This is a genomic window from Massilia oculi (assembly GCF_017582745.1).
Lineage (GTDB): Bacteria > Pseudomonadota > Gammaproteobacteria > Burkholderiales > Burkholderiaceae_D > Telluria > Telluria oculi_A.
Genome location: NZ_JAFVIM010000022.1, coordinates 95,834 through 112,290, shown reverse-complemented (window position 1 = coordinate 112,290; position 16,457 = coordinate 95,834). Strand labels below are relative to the sequence as shown.

Sequence of the window (16,457 nt, the reverse complement as noted above, 5' to 3'; positions counted from 1 at the left end):
GGCTTGCTTGAGGATGGCGATGATCTGGCTGTCGGTAAAACGGGACGTCTTCATGTAGAGCTTTCTGTTCTTAAGTAGAAAATTCTACTTCTAAACGCGCTCTTTCTGTGGGGGGATTACCCACCGCCCGTATGACGGGCCTGGTGTATTGAGAAAGCCAGCACGGTGTCGGCACACGAAGAAAGGGATAGGGAATGAAAAAGTCAGTGCAAGAGCTTTACGAGAATGCGGCGATTGGCGAAACGATCAATTTGAGTCCTACTCGCCAATCCAGCGCGGCTCTCGGCCAGTTTCAAGATGAGGTCACGCAAGTCCGGTCGCTCAAACAAAAAGGCCTTGTCGAAACATTTGGCGAGCACATTTCGAGTGAGGAAGGCATCGACTGGCTGGATATGATTTCGTTCACGCGCTTACGCTAGAGGAAAAGCCATGCAATGATCATCCGAAATTGAAGCCGTTCAGAACTAGTATGCGCAAGCGGGCAAACGGCCCGGTTATTGGATGCCGAACCCGTTGGACCCGGACGAGCCGCAACCGACCAAAGAACGCAAGGCACTTGGCCATGACGTTGGCCGACTTGTCGAATACCTTGAACGAAACAACATGACGATGGCCTACCGTGAAGCGGACGACTTGAAGATCAACCTCAAGCACCTTGTCGCGGATGCTGCTGGTCCTGGCATGGTTGCCCACATCGCACGCACCCGCGTGCATCGCTGAGCGAACGGAAAACGATGAGATACGGAGACGGTGGTAGTGAATCAGGACAACACCGCCTCTTTGACCGGATCTCGCCGATGAGAGCGATCACCCGGTCGAGCCCGGCTGCCGGATGCAGAGCGGCGAGCACCTGCTGACGCTGCGGCTGGTTCAGCAGCGCCAGCTGGGCGAACAGCTTCTCAAACTGCGGCGCTTTCATGGCGCGCTCCCGGTCGACCACGACCGGGATTAGACTGCGAGTCAGCTCAGCAGTTCAATGCTCATCCATATCTAACGATGACAGCGCCATTGAAAAAGAGTCCGAGTAGGCCGACCGACGGCGCGGCGCAGTCTGAGATGTTACCTACGCGCGCAGCGTTTCCCAACTCCTTGGAAGCAACGCAGCCCCAATCAGCGACGATCCTGCGGTAATCAGAAAGAACGCGATTGCGGCCAGCACCCCGACCTCCGATCCCAGGCCGAGCATGCGTAATCCATAAACAAACGTCAGCTCGCGCATGCCAAGGCCGCCAATGGTGACGGGCAGGACTGCGGCGACAGAAGATGCAAGAAACACAGCCAGATAATGCGGATACTGGCCGAGCGGCACGCCTAACCCGGCAATGATGGCCGCCATGCATGCAAGTTGGAGGGTCTGGACGACGAGAGCGCCGCAACAGGCGGAGAAGATTTCGGGCCACCGCATCTTCAACAGCCAACGGTGCGACAGGACCAGGGCCACGACGATCGTCAGGCAGAGCGTCACCCAGGCGTGAACCGTGTGACTCGGCCAGGTGAGTCCAAGGAATGGCACTAAAGCACAGCCAAGGAGCAGAAGGGCCAGCAGGCCGCTGAAACGGTCGAATAAGGTGATCCCGACCAGCACTTTTCCCGATGCCGCGCCCCGACGGCGCAATACCAGTATCTTGTACCCGTCGCCGCCGATGCCGCCAGGCAGCGCAAGATTGAGGTACATGCCGGCGTAATACAGCTTCAGGTTATCGATCTCGCCAATTCGTATTCCAACGTGGCGCTGGTAGATGTTGAGCCGCAAAGCGCCGGCAATCTTCGACAGGTTGAACAGCAGGACGGCAAGCAGCAGTCCGGCCAGGACAGGCCCTGTCAGCGACAGGTGGCGGTACTGGGTCATGTCAATCTGCCGCAATACCAATCCTGTCAGGATCGCAGTGATCGTGAGCTGCAGTGCGAGCTTTTTGCGGCCACTACACACAGATCTCTTTCTTGATCGTATAGGGCTTCTTCTTCTGCGATTCGTAATAAGTCCGCATCACCAGGTCCGCAACGAAGCCGGTCGTGATCAGTTGGATGCCGGCCACCGTGAGCAGCACGCCCAATATCAGCAGTGGCCGGCCACCGATGGATTCGCCCATCAGCTTCTGCAGCAGCAGCCAGAGGTTGACCAGGCAGCCCGGCAACAACAGGAACAGGCCGGCGCCGCCAAAAAAATGCATCGGGCGCTGGCCATACTTCTTGAGGAACAGCATCAGCAGCAGATCGCTGGCGACCCTGAAGGTACGACCAATGCCATATTTCGACACGCCCGCGAGTCGCGCGTGGTGACGCACCTCCATCTCGGTCATGCGGGCGCCGTACATGCTCGCCAGTACCGGCATGTAGCGATGCAGCTCACCGTACAGGCTCAGGCCCTTGGCGACGTCCGCCTTCAACAGCTTCAGCGTGCAGCCATAGTCGCGGATGAACACACCCGTCGAGTGGCGGATGAGCCAATTCGCGATCTTGCTCGGCACTTTGCGAAGCAAAAAGCCATCCTTGCGCCTGGCGCGGATGCCGGCAACCACGTCCCAGTTCTCCAACGCCAATTTTTCCATCATCAGCGGTATGTCGCAGGGATCGTTCTGCAGATCGCCGTCGAGCATGACGATCAATTCGCCGCGCGCTGCATCGATGCCGGCAGCCATCGCTGTCGTCTGCCCGTAATTGCGGTTGAACACCAGGATCCGGGTGTTGGGCCGCGCGACACGCTCGATTTCACCGATCGTGTCGTCGTGCGAGCCGTCGTCGACGAAAATCACCTCATGCTCGATGTCGGACAGGGCGGCGGCAATGCAATCCACCAGCGGCGCGATGTTGCCCTGTTCGTTCATTACCGGAATCACGACTGACAGCAGCATTTAATTGTCCTCCACTGTGAGATGGACATAGTCGAAGGTCATGCTTCCCTTGCCGCCGAAACGGTAGCCGAGGGCGATCCGGCCCTGCTCCATGACTTGGGCTTGCGGGTAGGCCAGGCGGAAGCGGTGAAGCAAGCCAGTCTTTGCGCCCTCGTCCATGACCAGCAGAACCTGCCCGGCAAGTCGCTCCTCGCGACGGATGGCGTGCTCCAGCAGCAGGGTCCGCAGGCGGGGCTGTTCAAAATGGAGATTCCCGGCGATGAGCGTTCCTTCGGTAACCACCGTGGTCGTCGCCGGGAAACGGCGCACAAGTTCCGAGGCCAGTTCCGGATAGGGATGGTGCGGAGGGGAGACCCTGCCAAGCGCCGGTCCGAACCAGGTGCGCATCGGCAGCAGTATCAGAACGAGCAGGCCGACTGCGACGACGACCGGGCGAAGGTGTTCGAAAGCGGCCTGTCGCGACAATCTGGGCGCGACGGCAAACAATGCCAGCGGCAGCGAGAACAGCAGCGGCATCATCCATCGATCCTTGATCTTCCCGACCTCGCCCGTGAAGACAACAGCGATCAGCACCGCGAGAAAGCTGGCGTACAGGCAGAGGAAAAAGCGACTTTCCGGCGAGCGGACATCGAATGCAATCCGCTTGTGCAGGCCGCGCAAGGCAAGCAGGTAGACGAGCACCGGCAGCGCCGCAAATGCCAGGGCTGCCAGGAACAGGCTCGCCAGCCCAGCGCCAACGTTGTTCAGGTAGGCGTCTTCGCCGGTGCCTTCTGCCAGCTTGTGCATGGTGCCGGCGGTCGCGGCGTCCAGGTTCTGCATCAACCACGCGCCATGTGGCAGGAACACCAGGAACGCCACTCCTGCCGCGATCACGACTTTGCGGCTCCAGAGGACGTCCCGATGCTCGCGCACGAGGAGGCTGGCACAGATCAGTCCGGTCAAGAAAATGCCGAAGTTGTATTTCGTCTGCAGGCCGAGTCCGACCAGCAGGCCGAACAAGGCGTAGCGCCCTGTACTGGGCTTGCGCAGCACGGCGAAATAACACCACAGCGTGGAGCAGGCGATGCTGGTCAGGAGCACGGAGTGGGTCAGGTCGCGCAGCGATTCCCAGCCTATCTGCGGGAAAAGCACGAGCGAGGCGGCGGCGGCCGACGCACCATGGACGCCGATCAGTGGCCGCGCCGCCCGGTACATACTGAGGTACAGGGCAACCAGGATCAGCACCTTGAGCAGTGCCAGCGAAAAGCAGTTCAGACCGAAAAGCGCGAAGGCCAGCCACTGCAACCATGCGTACAGCGGCGGCTGGGTTCCGTAACCAAGCTGCAGTTGCTGCGTGAGGTACACTATCTCGGCCTCGTCCCGCTCCAGCGAGCCATCGACCGTCACCTGGATCAACAGGTGCGCGGCAAAATAGGTTAACAGTGCAGCAAGGAGATGGCCTTGTTCGCCGCGAATCGCTTGTGCTGCATCACGGGCATCAATCCGGATTCCTTCCGCCATAGTCGTTCTCGACGCTCATATGCTCAGTATTGAGTATTCCAAGCGATTGCAGCAGCGAACGCCGAGGCACGGGACGCGAACGATCAAACATCGACCGGATTGAAGGCGCTTGAGAAGAAGTTCGAGGATGCACAAGCCGTCGCCTTGCCCGGCACAGTCGCCATCGCATCCATCTCGGAAAATGACATCAGGCTCCTGACCCCATCAGCGGCACCACGTTGAAGATGACGGCCGCGACCAGCATCACCAGCGAGGCCGAGATCGACCAGATCAGGGTGTAGCGCTGGTGGTCGCCGAATTCGATCTTGCACATGCCGACCAGCAGGTAAGTCGATGCGACCAGGGGACTGAGCAGGTGGACCGGCTGGCCGATGACCGAGGCGCGGCCGATCTCCGCCGCCGTGATGCCATACACCTCGGCCGCCTTGGCCAGCACCGGCACAACGCCGAAATAAAAGGCGTCGTTCGAGATGAAGAAGGTGAACGGGATGCTCAGCAGACCGGTGACGATGGCGAGATAGGGCCCCATCCAGTCCGGCACCGCCGCGATCACGCTCAGGGCGATGGCGTCGACCATTTTCGTGCCCTGCAGGATGCCGACGAAGATGCCGGCCGCGAAGATCAGCGACACCACCGGCAGCACATTGGCCGCATGCGCCTCGATGCGCGCCTTTTGCGCTTCCAGGCCCGGATAGTTCACGGTGATGGCGATCGCGAAGAAGATCATGAACAGCACCGGCAGAGGCAGGGCGCCCAGCACCAGCAGCACCAGCAGCGCCACGGTCAACAGGAAGTTCACCCAGATCAGCTTGGGACGCGCGGTGTCGGGCGAGGACACGCCGACCGGCGGCTCGTCGCCACCGCCGGAACTGCCCGACCCGCCCGAGCCGCCCGAGCCGCCCATTGCGCCGGCATCCGTTTCGATGCGGCCGGCCGAGAAGGTGTGCACATTGCCTTCGCGGGCGGCGGCGGCCGGAGCGGCGCTCCATTGGCCTGTGGTGCCGTTCATGCCGCCGGCGACGGCGAGTTCCGGGAATGCCGGCTGCAGGACGGGCGCCGGCGCCGCTTTCCTGACCTCGGCCCTGGCCTGGCCCGGCAGGCTCACGGTGCCGAGGCGCTTGCGCTCCTTCATGCCCAGCATATAGGCGACGAACAGCACCCACACTGCGGTCACCGCCATCGCCGGGATCATCGGCACGAAGATATCGCTCACGTCCACGCCCAGCGCGGTGGCGGCGCGCGCCGTCGGGCCGCCCCAGGGCAGGATGTTGAAGACGCCGCCGGCCAGCATGATCACGCAGGCCATTGTCAGGCGGCTCATCCCCAGGCGCATGTACAGCGGCAGCATGGCCGACACCGTGATCATATAGGTGGTGGCGCCGTCGCCATCGAGCGAGATGAACATCGCGAGCGCCGCGGTGCCGACCACGATCTTCATCGGGTCGCCCTGCACCAGTTTCAGGATGATGCGCACGACCGGATCGAACAGGCCGGCGTCGATCATGACGCCGAAATACAGGATGGCGAACATCAGCATGACGCCGGTCGGGGCCAGCGAGCGGATCCCTTCCAGCATCATCGGGCCGAGGCCGGCGCCGAAGCCGCCGATCAGGCCGAAGGCGATCGGCACGACGATCAGCGCGACCAGCGCCGGCAGGCGCTTGGTCATGATCAGAAACATGAAGACGACGACCATCGAATAGGCGAGGATGGTCAGCATGTCATGCTCCGCAAGGGATAAGGGATGGCGTGGCCAGGACGGCGCGCGCGAAAGCCGGCTGCTTCATGATGTCTCCGATCGTTGTCGTTGTGGGGTAGGCCCCCGTTTTCGCCAACTATAGGCCGCGCAAGCTTTCAATCAGCTTTCAGCGCGCGGCGCGTCGAAGATCACCTCGACTTTGAGTCCGCCGGCGTCCCCGCGGCCGAGCGCCAGCGTGGCGCCGTGCAGGCTGGCGACGTCGCGCACGATGGCCAGCCCCAGCCCGGTGCCGCCGGGATTGGCTTCCAGCGTGGCCTGGGCGCGGTAGAAGGGCATCACCACCTTGTCGATCTCCGCTTCATGGATGCCGGGACCGCTGTCGCTCACCGCCAGTACGACGCGATCGTCGCGCCGCCCAACCCACAGCAGCACGCTGCCGCCCGCCGGCGTGTAGCGGATCGCGTTGTCGACGAGGTTCGTCACCAGCTCGTGCAGCAGCAGTTCCCGGCCGACGACCGCGGTGTCGGCGTCGGTTTCTGCTTCGAGCGCCAGGTCGATGTCCTTCTGCACCGCGGGCAGGGCCAGTTCCAGGCCAACCTGGCGCGCAACGAGCGCCAGCGCCACCGGCCGCGCCTCTTCTCCGCCGCCGCCATGCTCGATGCGCGCCAGCACCAGCAGGCGGTTGGCCAGGTGGATGGCCGAGTCGGTGGTGCCGGCGATCGACGCGACGATGGCGCGCATCGCCGCCGGATCGTCTTCGCGCAGGGCCAGGGCGGCCTGGGTCTTGAGCACCGCGAGCGGGGTGCGCAGCTGGTGCGAGGCGTCGGCGATGAAGCGGCGCTGGCTGGCGATCAGGTCCTGCATGCGCGCCATGGTGCCGTTCATGGCCGCCACCAGCGGCCGCACTTCCTTGTGCACCAGGGCCTGGTCGATGGTCGACAGGTCGGATAGCGGGCGCGTCTCGACTTCGTTCTTCAGGCGCATCAGGGGGCGCAGCACCAGGCGCACCGCGAACCACACCAGCGCCGCCACCGCCAGCACCAGCAGGGCCTGGCGCCACAGGGTGTTGAGCAGGATGTCGCGCGACAGGGCATTCCTCGCGTCGAGCGTCTCGCCGACCTGGATCAGGGCGATGCCGCGCATCGAGTCGTCGTAGACCGGCTGCAGCAGGGCCGCGATGCGCACCGGCTCGCCGTTGTAGCTGGCGTGGTAGAAGCGCACCAGGGCCGGATACAGGTCGCTGCGCGGCACCTCGGCCGGCACCGGCGGCAGGTCGGCGTAGCCGCTGACGGTCTCGCCTTCGAGGCCGGTGACCTTGTAGTAGATGCGGCCCAGGGTGTCGGTCTCGAAACTGTCCAGCGCCACATAAGGGACGTTGGCGACCACCTTGCCTTCCCTGACCGTCACCCGTTCGGCCAGCGCGCGCGTGGACGACAGCAGGGAGCGGTCGTAGGCCACGTCGGCCGCTTCCAGCGCGTCGCGGTACAGCGACACGGCATTGAGCGCGACCAGCGCCACCAGCGGCAGGATCAGCCAGCGCAGCAGTTGCTGGCGCAGGCTGCCGAGCGGCCTGGACTCTCGCACCATGTCCTTAACCGGCTTTTTCCTGCATCAGGTAGCCGATGCCGCGCAGGGTGACGATGGCGGCGTCGCCACCCGGGCGCTCGAGCTTCTTGCGGATGCGGTGGATGTACAGCTCGATGGCGTCGAGATTGGCGTCGTCGCTCAGGGCGAACACTTCCTGGAACAGCTTTTCCTTCGACAGCGCACGGCCCGGTTTGGCGATCAGCGCCTCGAGCACCGCGTGCTCGCGCGGCGTCAGCGCCAGCGGCTCGCCGCAATAGGAGAACATGCGCGAGACGGTGTCGAAGGCGAGCTGGCCGCAGCGGTGCACCAGCGCCTCGTTGCCGCTGCGCCGGCGCAGCAATGCCTTCACGCGCGCTTCGAGTTCGGCCAGCTCGAACGGCTTGGGCAGATAGTCGTCGGCGCCCAGGTTCAAGCCCTGCACCTTGTCTTCCAGGCCGCCGCGCGCGGTCAGGATCAGCACCGGCGTGCCGCCGCGCGCGCCGCCGCGGGCGCGCAGGCGGCGCAGCACTTCCAGGCCATCCATGCGCGGCAGGGTCAGGTCCAGGATCACCAGCGCGTAGTCCTGGGTGTGCAGCAGGGCGTCGGCATCGGCGCCGGTGCTCGCGCATTCGACGGTGAGATGGGCGTCGCGCAGCGCCTTCGACACCCAGTGCGAGAGTTCGACGTGGTCTTCAACTAGCAGGATTCTCATCGCGCCAGTGTAAGCGCAATCCCGGGGCGGTGGAAAGGGCGGGAATTGAAAGCTCACTGAAAGCTGGCCGCGCATATAGTCGAGCGATAAAGCAGCACAACCATAACAAAATCCGGAGACACCATGAAGCAGTCGGCCCTCGCGCTCGCCGTCCTGGCAGCGCTTTCCCTGAACCATTCCGCCCACGCCCAGAGCAATGTGCAGGTCTATGGCCTGATCGATGCCGGCGTCGAGTACGTCAACCATGCCGCCGAAGACGGCGGCAATATGGTGCGCGTGATCTCGGGCGGCAAGAACACCTCGCGTTGGGGCTTTCGCGGCAGCGAAGACCTGGGTGGCGGCCTGAAGGCGATCTGGCAGCTCGAAGGCGGCATCCTGATGGATACTGGCGAAAGCGACGGCCCCGTATTCAAGCGCCAGGCCTGGGTCGGCCTGGACGGTTCGCTCGGCCGCCTCGTCATCGGCCGCTCGTTTACCACCACCTATGAACTGGTGATCAAGTTCGATCCGCTGGGCTTCGCCCCCAACTATTCCTGGGCCACCGGTGCCAGCGCCACCGGGCCGTCGAAGTACGGCATGACGACCCAGTTCGACAACCTGGTCAAGTACACCGGCAAGAGCGGCGGTTTCACCTATGGGGCCACGATCGGCCTGGGCGAGCGCTCGGGCAGCTTTGCTGAGGGCCGCAAGCTGGCGGTGGGCGGCTCCTGGTTCGGCGAGAGCGGCCTCGGCGTGATGGCTGCCTACGAGCGGATCAATGGCAACGCCATCGCCGGCGTGCCCGCGCGCGACGAAATCTCCGCCTACCACCTGGCGGCGGATTACCAGACGGGCAAATGGCGCTACACGGCCGGCATGCGCGGCTTCGAGCTCGAGGCGGGCAGGGCGGGCGCCGACCTGCGCGCCGACACGTATTGGGGCGGGATCTCGCGCACGATCGACAACGTGACCCTGACCGGCGCCGTCTATCACGTCGACACGAAGGACGTGCCGACCAGCGAAGACGCCGACCCGACGATGTTCGTGGTGCGCGGCATGCTGGCGCTGTCCAAGCGGACCACGCTCTACCTGTCCGCCGCGCATGCGAAAGCCGATCACGGCCAGCTGGTTGGCCTGTCGCGTGACGATCCCGGATTCGGTTCGACCCAGACCGGCATCACGGCCGGCATGCAGCACCGGTTCTGACCAGTGCCGACGTTGGCGCTATGATGCACACCATGAACTTCGTGCGCACCTTCCCGGCGATTCTCGGCCTGGCCGCGGCCCTGGCTTGCCAGCCGGCCGCCGCCCAACCCCGTGCCGAATGCCTGATCCCGTCCAAGCCCGGCGGCGGCATGGATCTGACCTGCAAGCTGGCTCAGAAAGCCCTGCACGGCCAACCAGGGGCGCCCGAGCTGCAGCTGAGCTACCTGCCGGGCGGCGTCGGCGCCGTGGCCTGGCACACCATCGTGTCTCAGCGCCGCGCCGAAGCGAATACCCTCGTCACTTTTTCCGGCGGATCGGTGCTCAACCTCGCGCTCGGCAAATTCGGCGATGCCGACGTCGACGACGTGCGCTGGGTGGCCGCCTTCGGCGCCGACTACGGCATGATCGCGGTGCGCGCCGATTCGCCCTGGCAGTCGCTCGACGATTTACTGAACGCCCTGAAGCGCGATCCCAAGAAAGTCTTGATCGGCATGTCCGGCACGGTCGGCAGCCAGGACTGGATCAAGATGGCGCTTCTGGCGCAGATGGCCGGCATCGATCCGCGCAAGATGCGCTTCGTCGCCCTCGAGGGCGGCGGCGAGCAGTTCATCGCGATGCAGGAAAACCACGTGCAGGCGGTGTCGGGCGACACCTCCGAGGCGCTGCTGTACACCGGCGACGGCCGGGTGAGGGTGCTGGCGGTGCTGTCCGAACAGCGGCTGCCGGGTGCGCTGGCAAATGTGAAGACCGCGCGCGAGCAGGGCTACGACGTGGTCTGGCCCGTGATCCGCGGCGTCTGGATGGGGCCGGACGTGCGCGAGGCCGACTACCGGCGCTGGGTGAAGGCTTTCGACAATATGGAGGCCAGCCCCGAATTCGCCGAAAAGCGGGCCCGGGCCGGCCTGTATCCATTCTCGCTTACCGGCGACGCGTTGACCCGCTACATCAAGCAGTCGGTTGCTGGCCACCATCGGCAGGCGCGGCAATTCAAGCTGCTGCGCGAACGCTAACCGGCCGACGATGCGCGGCGGCGCAGCCTCAGTAGACCGGCGAGGCCGATGCCGACCAGGCCCAGGCTGGCCGGCTCGGGTACTTCGCCCGGCGTTTCACCGATCCAGGCGCCCACCGTCAGGTTGTCGAGGCTGGCGAAATTCTCCCGGCCCATGCTGCTGAGGGTGATGGAGGCAATGGCGACGTCCGAGGTGAAGCCGCGATAGCTGTCCTCGACCGAGCTGGGTGTGAAGCGCGTGATCGTTCCGTCGCTGAGCGCGATGATGATCTCGGTCGCGCGGAAGGCCAGATCGATACCGGTGTTGTAGAAATTGGCGCCGAAGGCGGTGACGGCGGCGCCCGTGAACGAGATGGTCAGCGAACTGGGGGTAGTCGACGTGCTCAGGAAGTTACCGCCCCCATACAGGCCGCGACCGGCAAACGCCGTATAGGCGTAATCGCCCTGCGCGAAGTCCAGCGCGCGCGGCGCATCCGCGAGGGCAGTGTCGAAGGTTTCGGTGTAGGCGCCGCCCGCCACCTGCGACAGGAAGGCGGCGGACGAGGTATGGACGACGGCGGCATGGGCGGGTACCAGCAAGGCCGAGGCAAGCGCGACCAATGCAAAAGCATGTTTCATGGCGATCCTTTCGGGTTGGGGAAGTTGCAATACAGAAAACACAATGCCGGCGTTTGACATGTATTGACAACAACGTCGGCGCCGCGCAAATGGATGCGGATTCGCCTGCGGTGTGACGGCGCGGCGCGGTGCACAATGACGATTGCCCGGCATCTGGCGGTGCCAGCGCCCGGTAACGCGTATACTGTCGCTCCGTCATTGACACCAGGAATAGAAACGCAATGAACAGTGCCCCGATTTCCCAGACGCTCCGCGCGCTGGTCCGCTCACTGCCGCGCACCGGCATCACCCTCAGCGAACTGATACAGCGTGTCGGCAACGATGGACTTCTGATCCTGGTGACCCTGCTGACGCTGGTGTTCCTGATCCCGGTGTCGATCCCCGGGGTCAGCACCGTGTTCGGCGCCGCCATCCTGCTCATCAGCGTCAGCCGCCTGTTCGGCCGCAACCTGTGGATTCCGTCGAAGATCGAGCACCGCATCATCGGCACCCGCAAGCTGCGCCCGCTGCTGCGCAAGGCCTTGTCGTGGCTGAAAAAGCTCGAGCGCGTCAGCCGCCCGAACCGCATCCAGTGGCTGGTGGCGGGCGGCACCGTGGCAGTCATCAACAACCTGGCCCTGATCCTGGGCGCCGTGCTGCTGATGATGCCGTTCGGCCTAATTCCATTCAGCAATACCTTCCCGGCGGTGGCCATCCTGTTCCTGGCCATCGGCCTGCTGCAGCGCGACGGCCTGTGCATCCTGCTGGGCCACGTCAGCAATGTCGTGACGATCCTGTATTTCGCTGTCCTGATCGGCGGCGGCGGCCTGGCCATCCGCGAGGTGTTCAACCGCTTCGCCGGCTGAACCTGGCACACTCTTTGATGTCCAGGAGCAACGTCGAGGCGGAAGAGTTGGCTTGTTGCAAAGCATCTTCTTCTGATAAGCTGGCCGCTTCGACGGAGAGCCCATGTTCCTGGACCATCCCACCATGACCGCGACCAATGCCGTGGCCGAGCCGGACCGCCTGGAGCGGCTGCAGCGCGTGTATGGCTACGCCGCAGCGCTGGCGGATGGGGTGGGCGATGGCGGTTTCGTCGATAAAGTCACCCAGCTGCACGATCACAAGGGCACCCTGATCGTGTTCTGGCACGAACCGCCCCTCGAAGCGGAGCGGGACTACTTCACCCGCGCCTGGGCCAGCAAGGTCGGCGACGGCACCCTGAACGTCGAACATGAGTACTGACACAATGATGCTGGACGCGTCGACCATGGTCCTGGTACTGGCATTGGGCAACCTGGCCCTGTGCGCGCTGCTGACCTTCTTCAACCACGGACCGACCCGCTCGCCGGCGCTGGTGCTGTGGAGCCTGTCGAAACAGATCCAGGGCAGCGCCTGGCTGCTGCTGGCCCTGGGCGACGCCGGCGTGGTGCCGGCCCCGATCGCGGTGCCGGGCGGCTATGCCTTGCTGTTCGCCGGCGTGGCCGTCGAAGGCGGCGCCTCGTGGGAGGCGGCGCGGCGGCGCGGCTGGCGCACCCCGACCATGATCGTCGGCGGCCTCGCGATCCTCGCTTTCTTCCTGTGCTACCTGATCGACGAGGAAGCCCTGCGCGCCGTGGCGGCTTCGCTGCTGCTGGGTGGCTTTTATTTTTCGGGCGCGCTGGCCCTCGCCTGGCGCTGGCGCGACGTCAGCCTGCTGCAGCGCTTCCTGGCGCTGTCCAGCATGGCGCTGGCCCTGGTGGTGGCCTCGCGCGGCCTGTCGGTGCTGCTGCTTCCGGGAGGCTGGGGCTGGCTGACGAGCGAGCTGCTGGGCCAGCTGTCCAGCGGCGCCCTCTACCTGCTGATGCTCGGCAATGCCTTTGGCGTGCTGCTCCTGACCCGCGAACGCCTGCAGGACGCGCTCGAGCGCGCCGAGGTGATCGATCCGCTGACCGATGCGCCGAACCGGCGCGGCTTCTTCCAGCTGCTGGCGCCATGGATGGCGCTGGCGCGCCGTCCGGGCCAGCCCACCGCGCTGGTGGTATTCGATCCGGACGGCTTCAAGCGCGTCAACGACAGCTACGGCCACCCGGCCGGCGACGTCGTGCTGCGCCAGATGGTCGAGCTGTGCCGGCGCCAGCTGCGCGACAGCGACCAGCTGGGGCGCGTGGTCGGCGTGGAGTTCGCGCTCCTGCTGCCGCGCACCAACCTTACCGAGGCTGCGCTGGTTGCCGAGCGCATCCGCGCCGCGATCGAGTCGACCCCGTTCAAGGGCGAGCGCGCGATGATCAAGCTGACCGCCAGCTTCGGGGTCACCACCATCCGCCCCGAGGACAGCACCACGACCCTGTTCCAGCGCGCTGACGAGGCTTTGCAGCAGGCTAGGGCAGCGGGACGCAACCGGGTGGCGCTGGCCAGCGAGACGCTGGCCGAGGTTTGAGCGGTCTCGCTTAAAAGAGAGTTCGCTCCGCGCCGTCACGCGCATGTCATGGGCACGGCTTATCCTGCGGCCTGTTCAAAGGACATGCCATGCAAGCCGCACCTATCGAATCAATCGAATCACCTGTCTACGCCGCCGTCGAGCTGGGCTCGGACAGTTTCCGCCTGCACGTCGGGCATGTCGAGGACGGCGTGCTGCGCCTGGTCGCTACCATGGCCGAGCCGGTCCGGCTGGCCGCGACGCTCGACGAGGACGGCATGCTGTGCACGGCCGCCATGCGGCGCGCGCTGGACTGCCTCGATGCCTTCCGCGACGCGCTCGATGCCTGGCGCCCGCAGGCGGTGCGCGTGGTGGCCACCTCGGCCCTGCGCATGGCGCGCAATGCGGCGCTGTTCCTGCCCGCGGCCGGCAAGGCGCTGGGCCGGCCGATCGAACTCATCGCGGGCGACGAAGCCGGCCGCCTGGTCTACCTGGGCGTGGCGGCTTCGCTCGGCGCACAGGACACTGCAACACGGCTGGTGGTCGACATCGGCAGCGGCTCGACCGAGCTGGTGCTGGGGCAGGGCGCCACGATCCGGCGCATCGAATCGTTCGCCGTCGGCGCCGTGCGCCAGAGCCTGACCTTCTTCGCCGATGGGCGCCTGGACGCCGCCGGCTTCGACGCCGCGGTGCGCTCGAGCCGCAGCCGCTTCGCCGAGGCCAGGCTGGGCGCGCAGCGCTGGCAGCAGGCGTATGGCGCCTGCGGCACGGTGCGCGCGCTGGCCGAGATCGCGCAGCTGCACGGCGAGGAAGGGGTCTTGCGTCGCGCCGGCCTCGAACGCCTGCGCGCGGATTTCATCGGGATCGGCCACGTGGCCGGCGTGCGGCAGGCCTATCCGGCGGCCGAGCGCGCCTCGCACCTGCCGGGCGGGCTGGCGATCTTGATCGGCCTGATGGAAGAACTCGACATCGCCGAGCTGGTCGCGGTGCAGGCCGGCCTGCGCGTGGGCGCTCTATGGGATTTACATCATAGGGCGGCGGCGGTGCACGCCGCCGCGCTGGTCGACTCGCTAGCGCATCCGCCCGGCGTCGTCTGACGTTTCGGCCGGCGCCTGCGGCGGCGGCACCGTCAGCAGCGCCGTGCCCGGCGGCTCGTCGCGCAGCCAGCCGAACAGGATCGCCATCATCAGCGGACCGACGAACAGGCCGATCACGCCCAGCGTCGAGACGCCGCCCAGCAGGCCGAACAGCACCGCCAGGAAGGGCAGGTTGACGCGCTGCCCGATCAGTTTCGGGCGGATGAATTTATCGACCAGGAACAGCTCGACCGCGCCCCAGGTGAACAGGCCCAGCGCCTCGGCCGAGTGGCCCTGGCCGAACAGCAGCAGCGAGACCATCGTGAACGACAGCGGCGCGCCGCCCGGGATCAGGGCCAGGTAGCCGGTGATCACGCCCAGCAGCACCGGGGCCGGCGCGCCGGCGACCCAGTAGGCCACGCCCAGCACGATGCCTTCCAGGATCGCGATCGATCCGAGTCCCAGCGCGGTGCCGCGCACCGACAGCGGCAGCACGCGGCGCAGCTTGGTGTACTGGTCGGGCAGCAGGCGCGCGCCGGCGCGGTCGATGTAGTGCATGACGCTGTTGCCGTGCACGTACAGCACGAACAGCGTGAGCAGGGTGAGGAACAGGTACAGGGCGTTGGCCAGGATCGTGGAGCCCCAGACGCGCGCGGTATCGGTCAGGTGCGGCATGAAGTCGCCCACCGTGGTGCGCACCAGCGCGTTGAGTCCGCCCGGCACGGCGAGGTGTTCGAGCCACCACTTGACGGCGGGTTCGGCCACCAGCGGCAGGTTGGCCAGCCAGCTTGGCACCGGCACCCCGGTCTGGTTGAAGCTGATGAGCATGCGCTGCAGGCTCGCGAGCTCGTAGGTGAGGGTGTGGAACAGCAGCACCGACGGCCCGACGAAGCTGACGATCAGGAGCAGCAGCATGAAGCTGGCGCTGGCCAGCGGCGCCCAACCGCGCCGCAGCAGGCGCTGGTGCAACGGCCAGGTGATCACCGCCAGCAGGCCGGCCCAGGCGATCGAGCCAATAAAATGTTGCAACAGGAAGGCCAGGGCGATGGCGAACAGCACCGGCAGGATCAAATGAGCTTTGTTGCGCATACTGGCCCGGATTGAATCACGTTTTCCTCAATAGTTTCTACGTCGTGCAGAGTTTACAGCAGAGTTGTCCGCTCGAAAGAATAATACAGGATGCATTCCCATAAAAGCGGAGTTTACAGAATGAATACTTCCGAAAAACAGAAAGCCGCCACTATGAAGATAGTATTGTGACACCGATCGGCGCCGGCGGCAGCAAGCGCGCGGTATGTACGACATCCTGCGGGAAGCGGCTAAATCGTTTATACTATTTGCCCTCGCAACGATGGAGCAGCACCATGCCACGCAAGCCGGCGACCGCGCCCGAACCAGCAGCAACGCGCGCGCAGCGCCCCAGGGCGAAGAGCGCCAGTCCAAAACCGGCGGCCAGGACGGTGGCGAAGGCCGCAAGCAAGCCTGCAGCCAAGCCGGCCACCAAGGCCGCGACGGCGAAGGGCGGACTCAAGACGGCGGTCAGGTCGGCCGCCAGGGCGCTCGCGACTCCGCCGGCCAGGAAGGCCGTCGCCAAGCCGGCGGCGAAGGCCGTGGAACGCGCTCCCGTCCAGGATGCGCGTCCGGTGCTGGTGCGCGACAGCTTCACCATGCCCGAGGGGGAATACGCGGTGCTGCTCGAAGTCAAGCAGGCCTGCCTGCGGGCCGGCATCGACGTCAAGAAGAGCGAGTTGCTGCGCATCGGTGTGGCCCTGTTGGGCCAGCTCGACGTGGCCACCCTGCAGGGCGTGCTGGCGGCGCTGCCCCAGCTCAAGACCGGGCGTCCGCCCGCACAGGCGTGAACAC

The 16,457-nt window shown here is 65.4% G+C and carries 17 protein-coding genes and 1 pseudogene; 9 read left to right on the top strand and 9 right to left on the bottom strand.

Going from position 1 to position 16,457, the window contains the following annotated elements:
- The first annotated feature begins 194 nt into the window (after positions 1-194).
- Together J3U95_RS22105 and J3U95_RS22100 are read left to right on the top strand one after the other, a co-directional pair.
- Positions 195-419, top strand: a complete 225-nt coding sequence (locus J3U95_RS22105; RefSeq protein WP_208280801.1) for a hypothetical protein — start codon at positions 195-197, stop codon at positions 417-419.
- Positions 420-501: 82 nt separating this feature from the next.
- Positions 502-720: a hypothetical protein gene (locus J3U95_RS22100; protein ID WP_208280800.1), complete on the top strand. Its 219-nt coding sequence runs from the start codon at positions 502-504 to the stop codon at positions 718-720.
- Between the two features lie 40 nt (positions 721-760).
- On the opposite strand, the pseudogene J3U95_RS28885 reads toward J3U95_RS22100, so the two are convergent.
- The 7 genes and pseudogenes from J3U95_RS28885 to J3U95_RS22070 all read right to left on the bottom strand — a co-directional run.
- Positions 761-874 (bottom strand): annotated as a pseudogene (locus J3U95_RS28885) (IS1595 family transposase); the annotation flags it as partial.
- A 189-nt stretch (positions 875-1,063) separates the two neighbouring features.
- A complete protein-coding gene (locus J3U95_RS22095; RefSeq protein WP_370662100.1) occupies positions 1,064-1,930 on the bottom strand; it encodes a lysylphosphatidylglycerol synthase transmembrane domain-containing protein in 867 nt (288 codons plus the stop codon).
- Positions 1,923-2,852, bottom strand: coding sequence for a glycosyltransferase family 2 protein (locus J3U95_RS22090; RefSeq protein ID WP_208280798.1), 930 nt, complete (start codon positions 2,850-2,852; stop codon positions 1,923-1,925). The genes J3U95_RS22095 and J3U95_RS22090 overlap by 8 nt, the downstream gene beginning before the upstream one ends.
- Positions 2,853-4,352 carry a glycosyltransferase family 39 protein gene (locus tag J3U95_RS22085; protein WP_208280797.1) on the bottom strand — a complete coding sequence of 500 codons (1,500 nt, stop codon included), beginning with the start codon at positions 4,350-4,352 and terminating at the stop codon, positions 2,853-2,855. It abuts the gene before it with no gap.
- A 187-nt stretch (positions 4,353-4,539) separates the two neighbouring features.
- A complete protein-coding gene (locus J3U95_RS22080) occupies positions 4,540-6,072 on the bottom strand; it encodes a CitMHS family transporter (protein WP_208280796.1) in 1,533 nt (510 codons plus the stop codon).
- Positions 6,073-6,210: 138 nt separating this feature from the next.
- Positions 6,211-7,638 (bottom strand): sensor histidine kinase, encoded by a 1,428-nt coding sequence (locus J3U95_RS22075; protein WP_208280795.1) that lies wholly within the window; start codon positions 7,636-7,638, stop codon positions 6,211-6,213.
- Between the two features lie 4 nt (positions 7,639-7,642).
- Entirely contained in the window at positions 7,643-8,329 is a 687-nt protein-coding gene (locus J3U95_RS22070) for a response regulator (protein ID WP_208280794.1), read from the bottom strand.
- A 123-nt stretch (positions 8,330-8,452) separates the two neighbouring features.
- On the opposite strand from J3U95_RS22070, the gene J3U95_RS22065 reads away from it, so the two are divergent.
- Together J3U95_RS22065 and J3U95_RS22060 are read left to right on the top strand one after the other, a co-directional pair.
- Positions 8,453-9,514 carry a porin gene (locus J3U95_RS22065; protein ID WP_208280793.1) on the top strand — a complete coding sequence of 354 codons (1,062 nt, stop codon included), beginning with the start codon at positions 8,453-8,455 and terminating at the stop codon, positions 9,512-9,514.
- 23 nt (positions 9,515-9,537) lie between these two features.
- Positions 9,538-10,524: a tripartite tricarboxylate transporter substrate binding protein gene (locus J3U95_RS22060; RefSeq protein WP_208280792.1), complete on the top strand. Its 987-nt coding sequence runs from the start codon at positions 9,538-9,540 to the stop codon at positions 10,522-10,524.
- Here the strand turns inward: J3U95_RS22060 and J3U95_RS22055 are convergent.
- The gene (locus tag J3U95_RS22055; protein ID WP_208280791.1) at positions 10,521-11,141 is read right to left on the bottom strand and encodes a PEP-CTERM sorting domain-containing protein; all 621 of its coding nucleotides are present in this window, start codon (positions 11,139-11,141) and stop codon (positions 10,521-10,523) included. The two genes, J3U95_RS22060 and J3U95_RS22055, sit on opposite strands and share 4 nt — an antisense overlap.
- Positions 11,142-11,362: 221 nt before the next feature.
- Here J3U95_RS22055 and J3U95_RS22050 point away from each other — a divergent pair, with 221 nt between their 5' ends.
- The 4 genes from J3U95_RS22050 (at position 11,363) to J3U95_RS22035 (ending at position 14,615) form a co-directional block, all read left to right on the top strand.
- Positions 11,363-11,986 (top strand): exopolysaccharide biosynthesis protein, encoded by a 624-nt coding sequence (locus J3U95_RS22050; RefSeq protein ID WP_208280790.1) that lies wholly within the window; start codon positions 11,363-11,365, stop codon positions 11,984-11,986.
- Positions 11,987-12,089: 103 nt separating this feature from the next.
- Positions 12,090-12,365 carry a hypothetical protein gene (locus J3U95_RS22045; RefSeq protein ID WP_208280789.1) on the top strand — a complete coding sequence of 92 codons (276 nt, stop codon included), beginning with the start codon at positions 12,090-12,092 and terminating at the stop codon, positions 12,363-12,365.
- Positions 12,355-13,539 carry a GGDEF domain-containing protein gene (locus tag J3U95_RS22040; RefSeq protein ID WP_229520018.1) on the top strand — a complete coding sequence of 395 codons (1,185 nt, stop codon included), beginning with the start codon at positions 12,355-12,357 and terminating at the stop codon, positions 13,537-13,539. The genes J3U95_RS22045 and J3U95_RS22040 overlap by 11 nt, the downstream gene beginning before the upstream one ends.
- 89 nt (positions 13,540-13,628) lie before the next feature.
- Positions 13,629-14,615 (top strand): Ppx/GppA phosphatase family protein, encoded by a 987-nt coding sequence (locus J3U95_RS22035; RefSeq protein WP_208280788.1) that lies wholly within the window; start codon positions 13,629-13,631, stop codon positions 14,613-14,615.
- On the opposite strand, the gene J3U95_RS22030 is transcribed toward J3U95_RS22035, so the two are convergent.
- Positions 14,589-15,683 carry an AI-2E family transporter gene (locus tag J3U95_RS22030; protein ID WP_229520017.1) on the bottom strand — a complete coding sequence of 365 codons (1,095 nt, stop codon included), beginning with the start codon at positions 15,681-15,683 and terminating at the stop codon, positions 14,589-14,591. The two genes, J3U95_RS22035 and J3U95_RS22030, sit on opposite strands and share 27 nt — an antisense overlap.
- Before the next feature lie 275 nt (positions 15,684-15,958).
- Between J3U95_RS22030 and J3U95_RS22025 the strand changes: the two genes are divergently transcribed.
- On the top strand, positions 15,959-16,453 hold the full coding sequence (locus J3U95_RS22025; RefSeq protein WP_208280787.1) for a hypothetical protein: 495 nt from the start codon (positions 15,959-15,961) through the stop codon (positions 16,451-16,453).
- The last annotated feature ends 4 nt before the right edge of the window (positions 16,454-16,457 follow it).

What these genes read in the sequence shown, in the direction of transcription:
- J3U95_RS22040 (WP_229520018.1), top strand. Translation starts at nt 12,355, where the DNA reads ATGAGTACTGACACAATGATGCTGGACGCGTCGACCATGGTCCTGGTA.
- J3U95_RS22090 (WP_208280798.1), bottom strand. Translation starts at nt 2,852, where the DNA reads ATGCTGCTGTCAGTCGTGATTCCGGTAATGAACGAACAGGGCAACATC.
- J3U95_RS22070 (WP_208280794.1), bottom strand. Translation starts at nt 8,329, where the DNA reads ATGAGAATCCTGCTAGTTGAAGACCACGTCGAACTCTCGCACTGGGTG.
- J3U95_RS22085 (WP_208280797.1), bottom strand. Translation starts at nt 4,352, where the DNA reads ATGGCGGAAGGAATCCGGATTGATGCCCGTGATGCAGCACAAGCGATT.
- J3U95_RS22105 (WP_208280801.1), top strand. Translation starts at nt 195, where the DNA reads ATGAAAAAGTCAGTGCAAGAGCTTTACGAGAATGCGGCGATTGGCGAA.
- J3U95_RS22060 (WP_208280792.1), top strand. Translation starts at nt 9,538, where the DNA reads ATGCACACCATGAACTTCGTGCGCACCTTCCCGGCGATTCTCGGCCTG.
- J3U95_RS22075 (WP_208280795.1), bottom strand. Translation starts at nt 7,638, where the DNA reads ATGGTGCGAGAGTCCAGGCCGCTCGGCAGCCTGCGCCAGCAACTGCTG.
- J3U95_RS22100 (WP_208280800.1), top strand. Translation starts at nt 502, where the DNA reads ATGCCGAACCCGTTGGACCCGGACGAGCCGCAACCGACCAAAGAACGC.
- J3U95_RS22055 (WP_208280791.1), bottom strand. Translation starts at nt 11,141, where the DNA reads ATGAAACATGCTTTTGCATTGGTCGCGCTTGCCTCGGCCTTGCTGGTA.
- J3U95_RS22025 (WP_208280787.1), top strand. Translation starts at nt 15,959, where the DNA reads ATGCCACGCAAGCCGGCGACCGCGCCCGAACCAGCAGCAACGCGCGCG.
- J3U95_RS22045 (WP_208280789.1), top strand. Translation starts at nt 12,090, where the DNA reads ATGTTCCTGGACCATCCCACCATGACCGCGACCAATGCCGTGGCCGAG.
- J3U95_RS22050 (WP_208280790.1), top strand. Translation starts at nt 11,363, where the DNA reads ATGAACAGTGCCCCGATTTCCCAGACGCTCCGCGCGCTGGTCCGCTCA.
- J3U95_RS22035 (WP_208280788.1), top strand. Translation starts at nt 13,629, where the DNA reads ATGCAAGCCGCACCTATCGAATCAATCGAATCACCTGTCTACGCCGCC.
- J3U95_RS22030 (WP_229520017.1), bottom strand. Translation starts at nt 15,683, where the DNA reads ATGCGCAACAAAGCTCATTTGATCCTGCCGGTGCTGTTCGCCATCGCC.
- J3U95_RS22065 (WP_208280793.1), top strand. Translation starts at nt 8,453, where the DNA reads ATGAAGCAGTCGGCCCTCGCGCTCGCCGTCCTGGCAGCGCTTTCCCTG.
- J3U95_RS22080 (WP_208280796.1), bottom strand. Translation starts at nt 6,072, where the DNA reads ATGCTGACCATCCTCGCCTATTCGATGGTCGTCGTCTTCATGTTTCTG.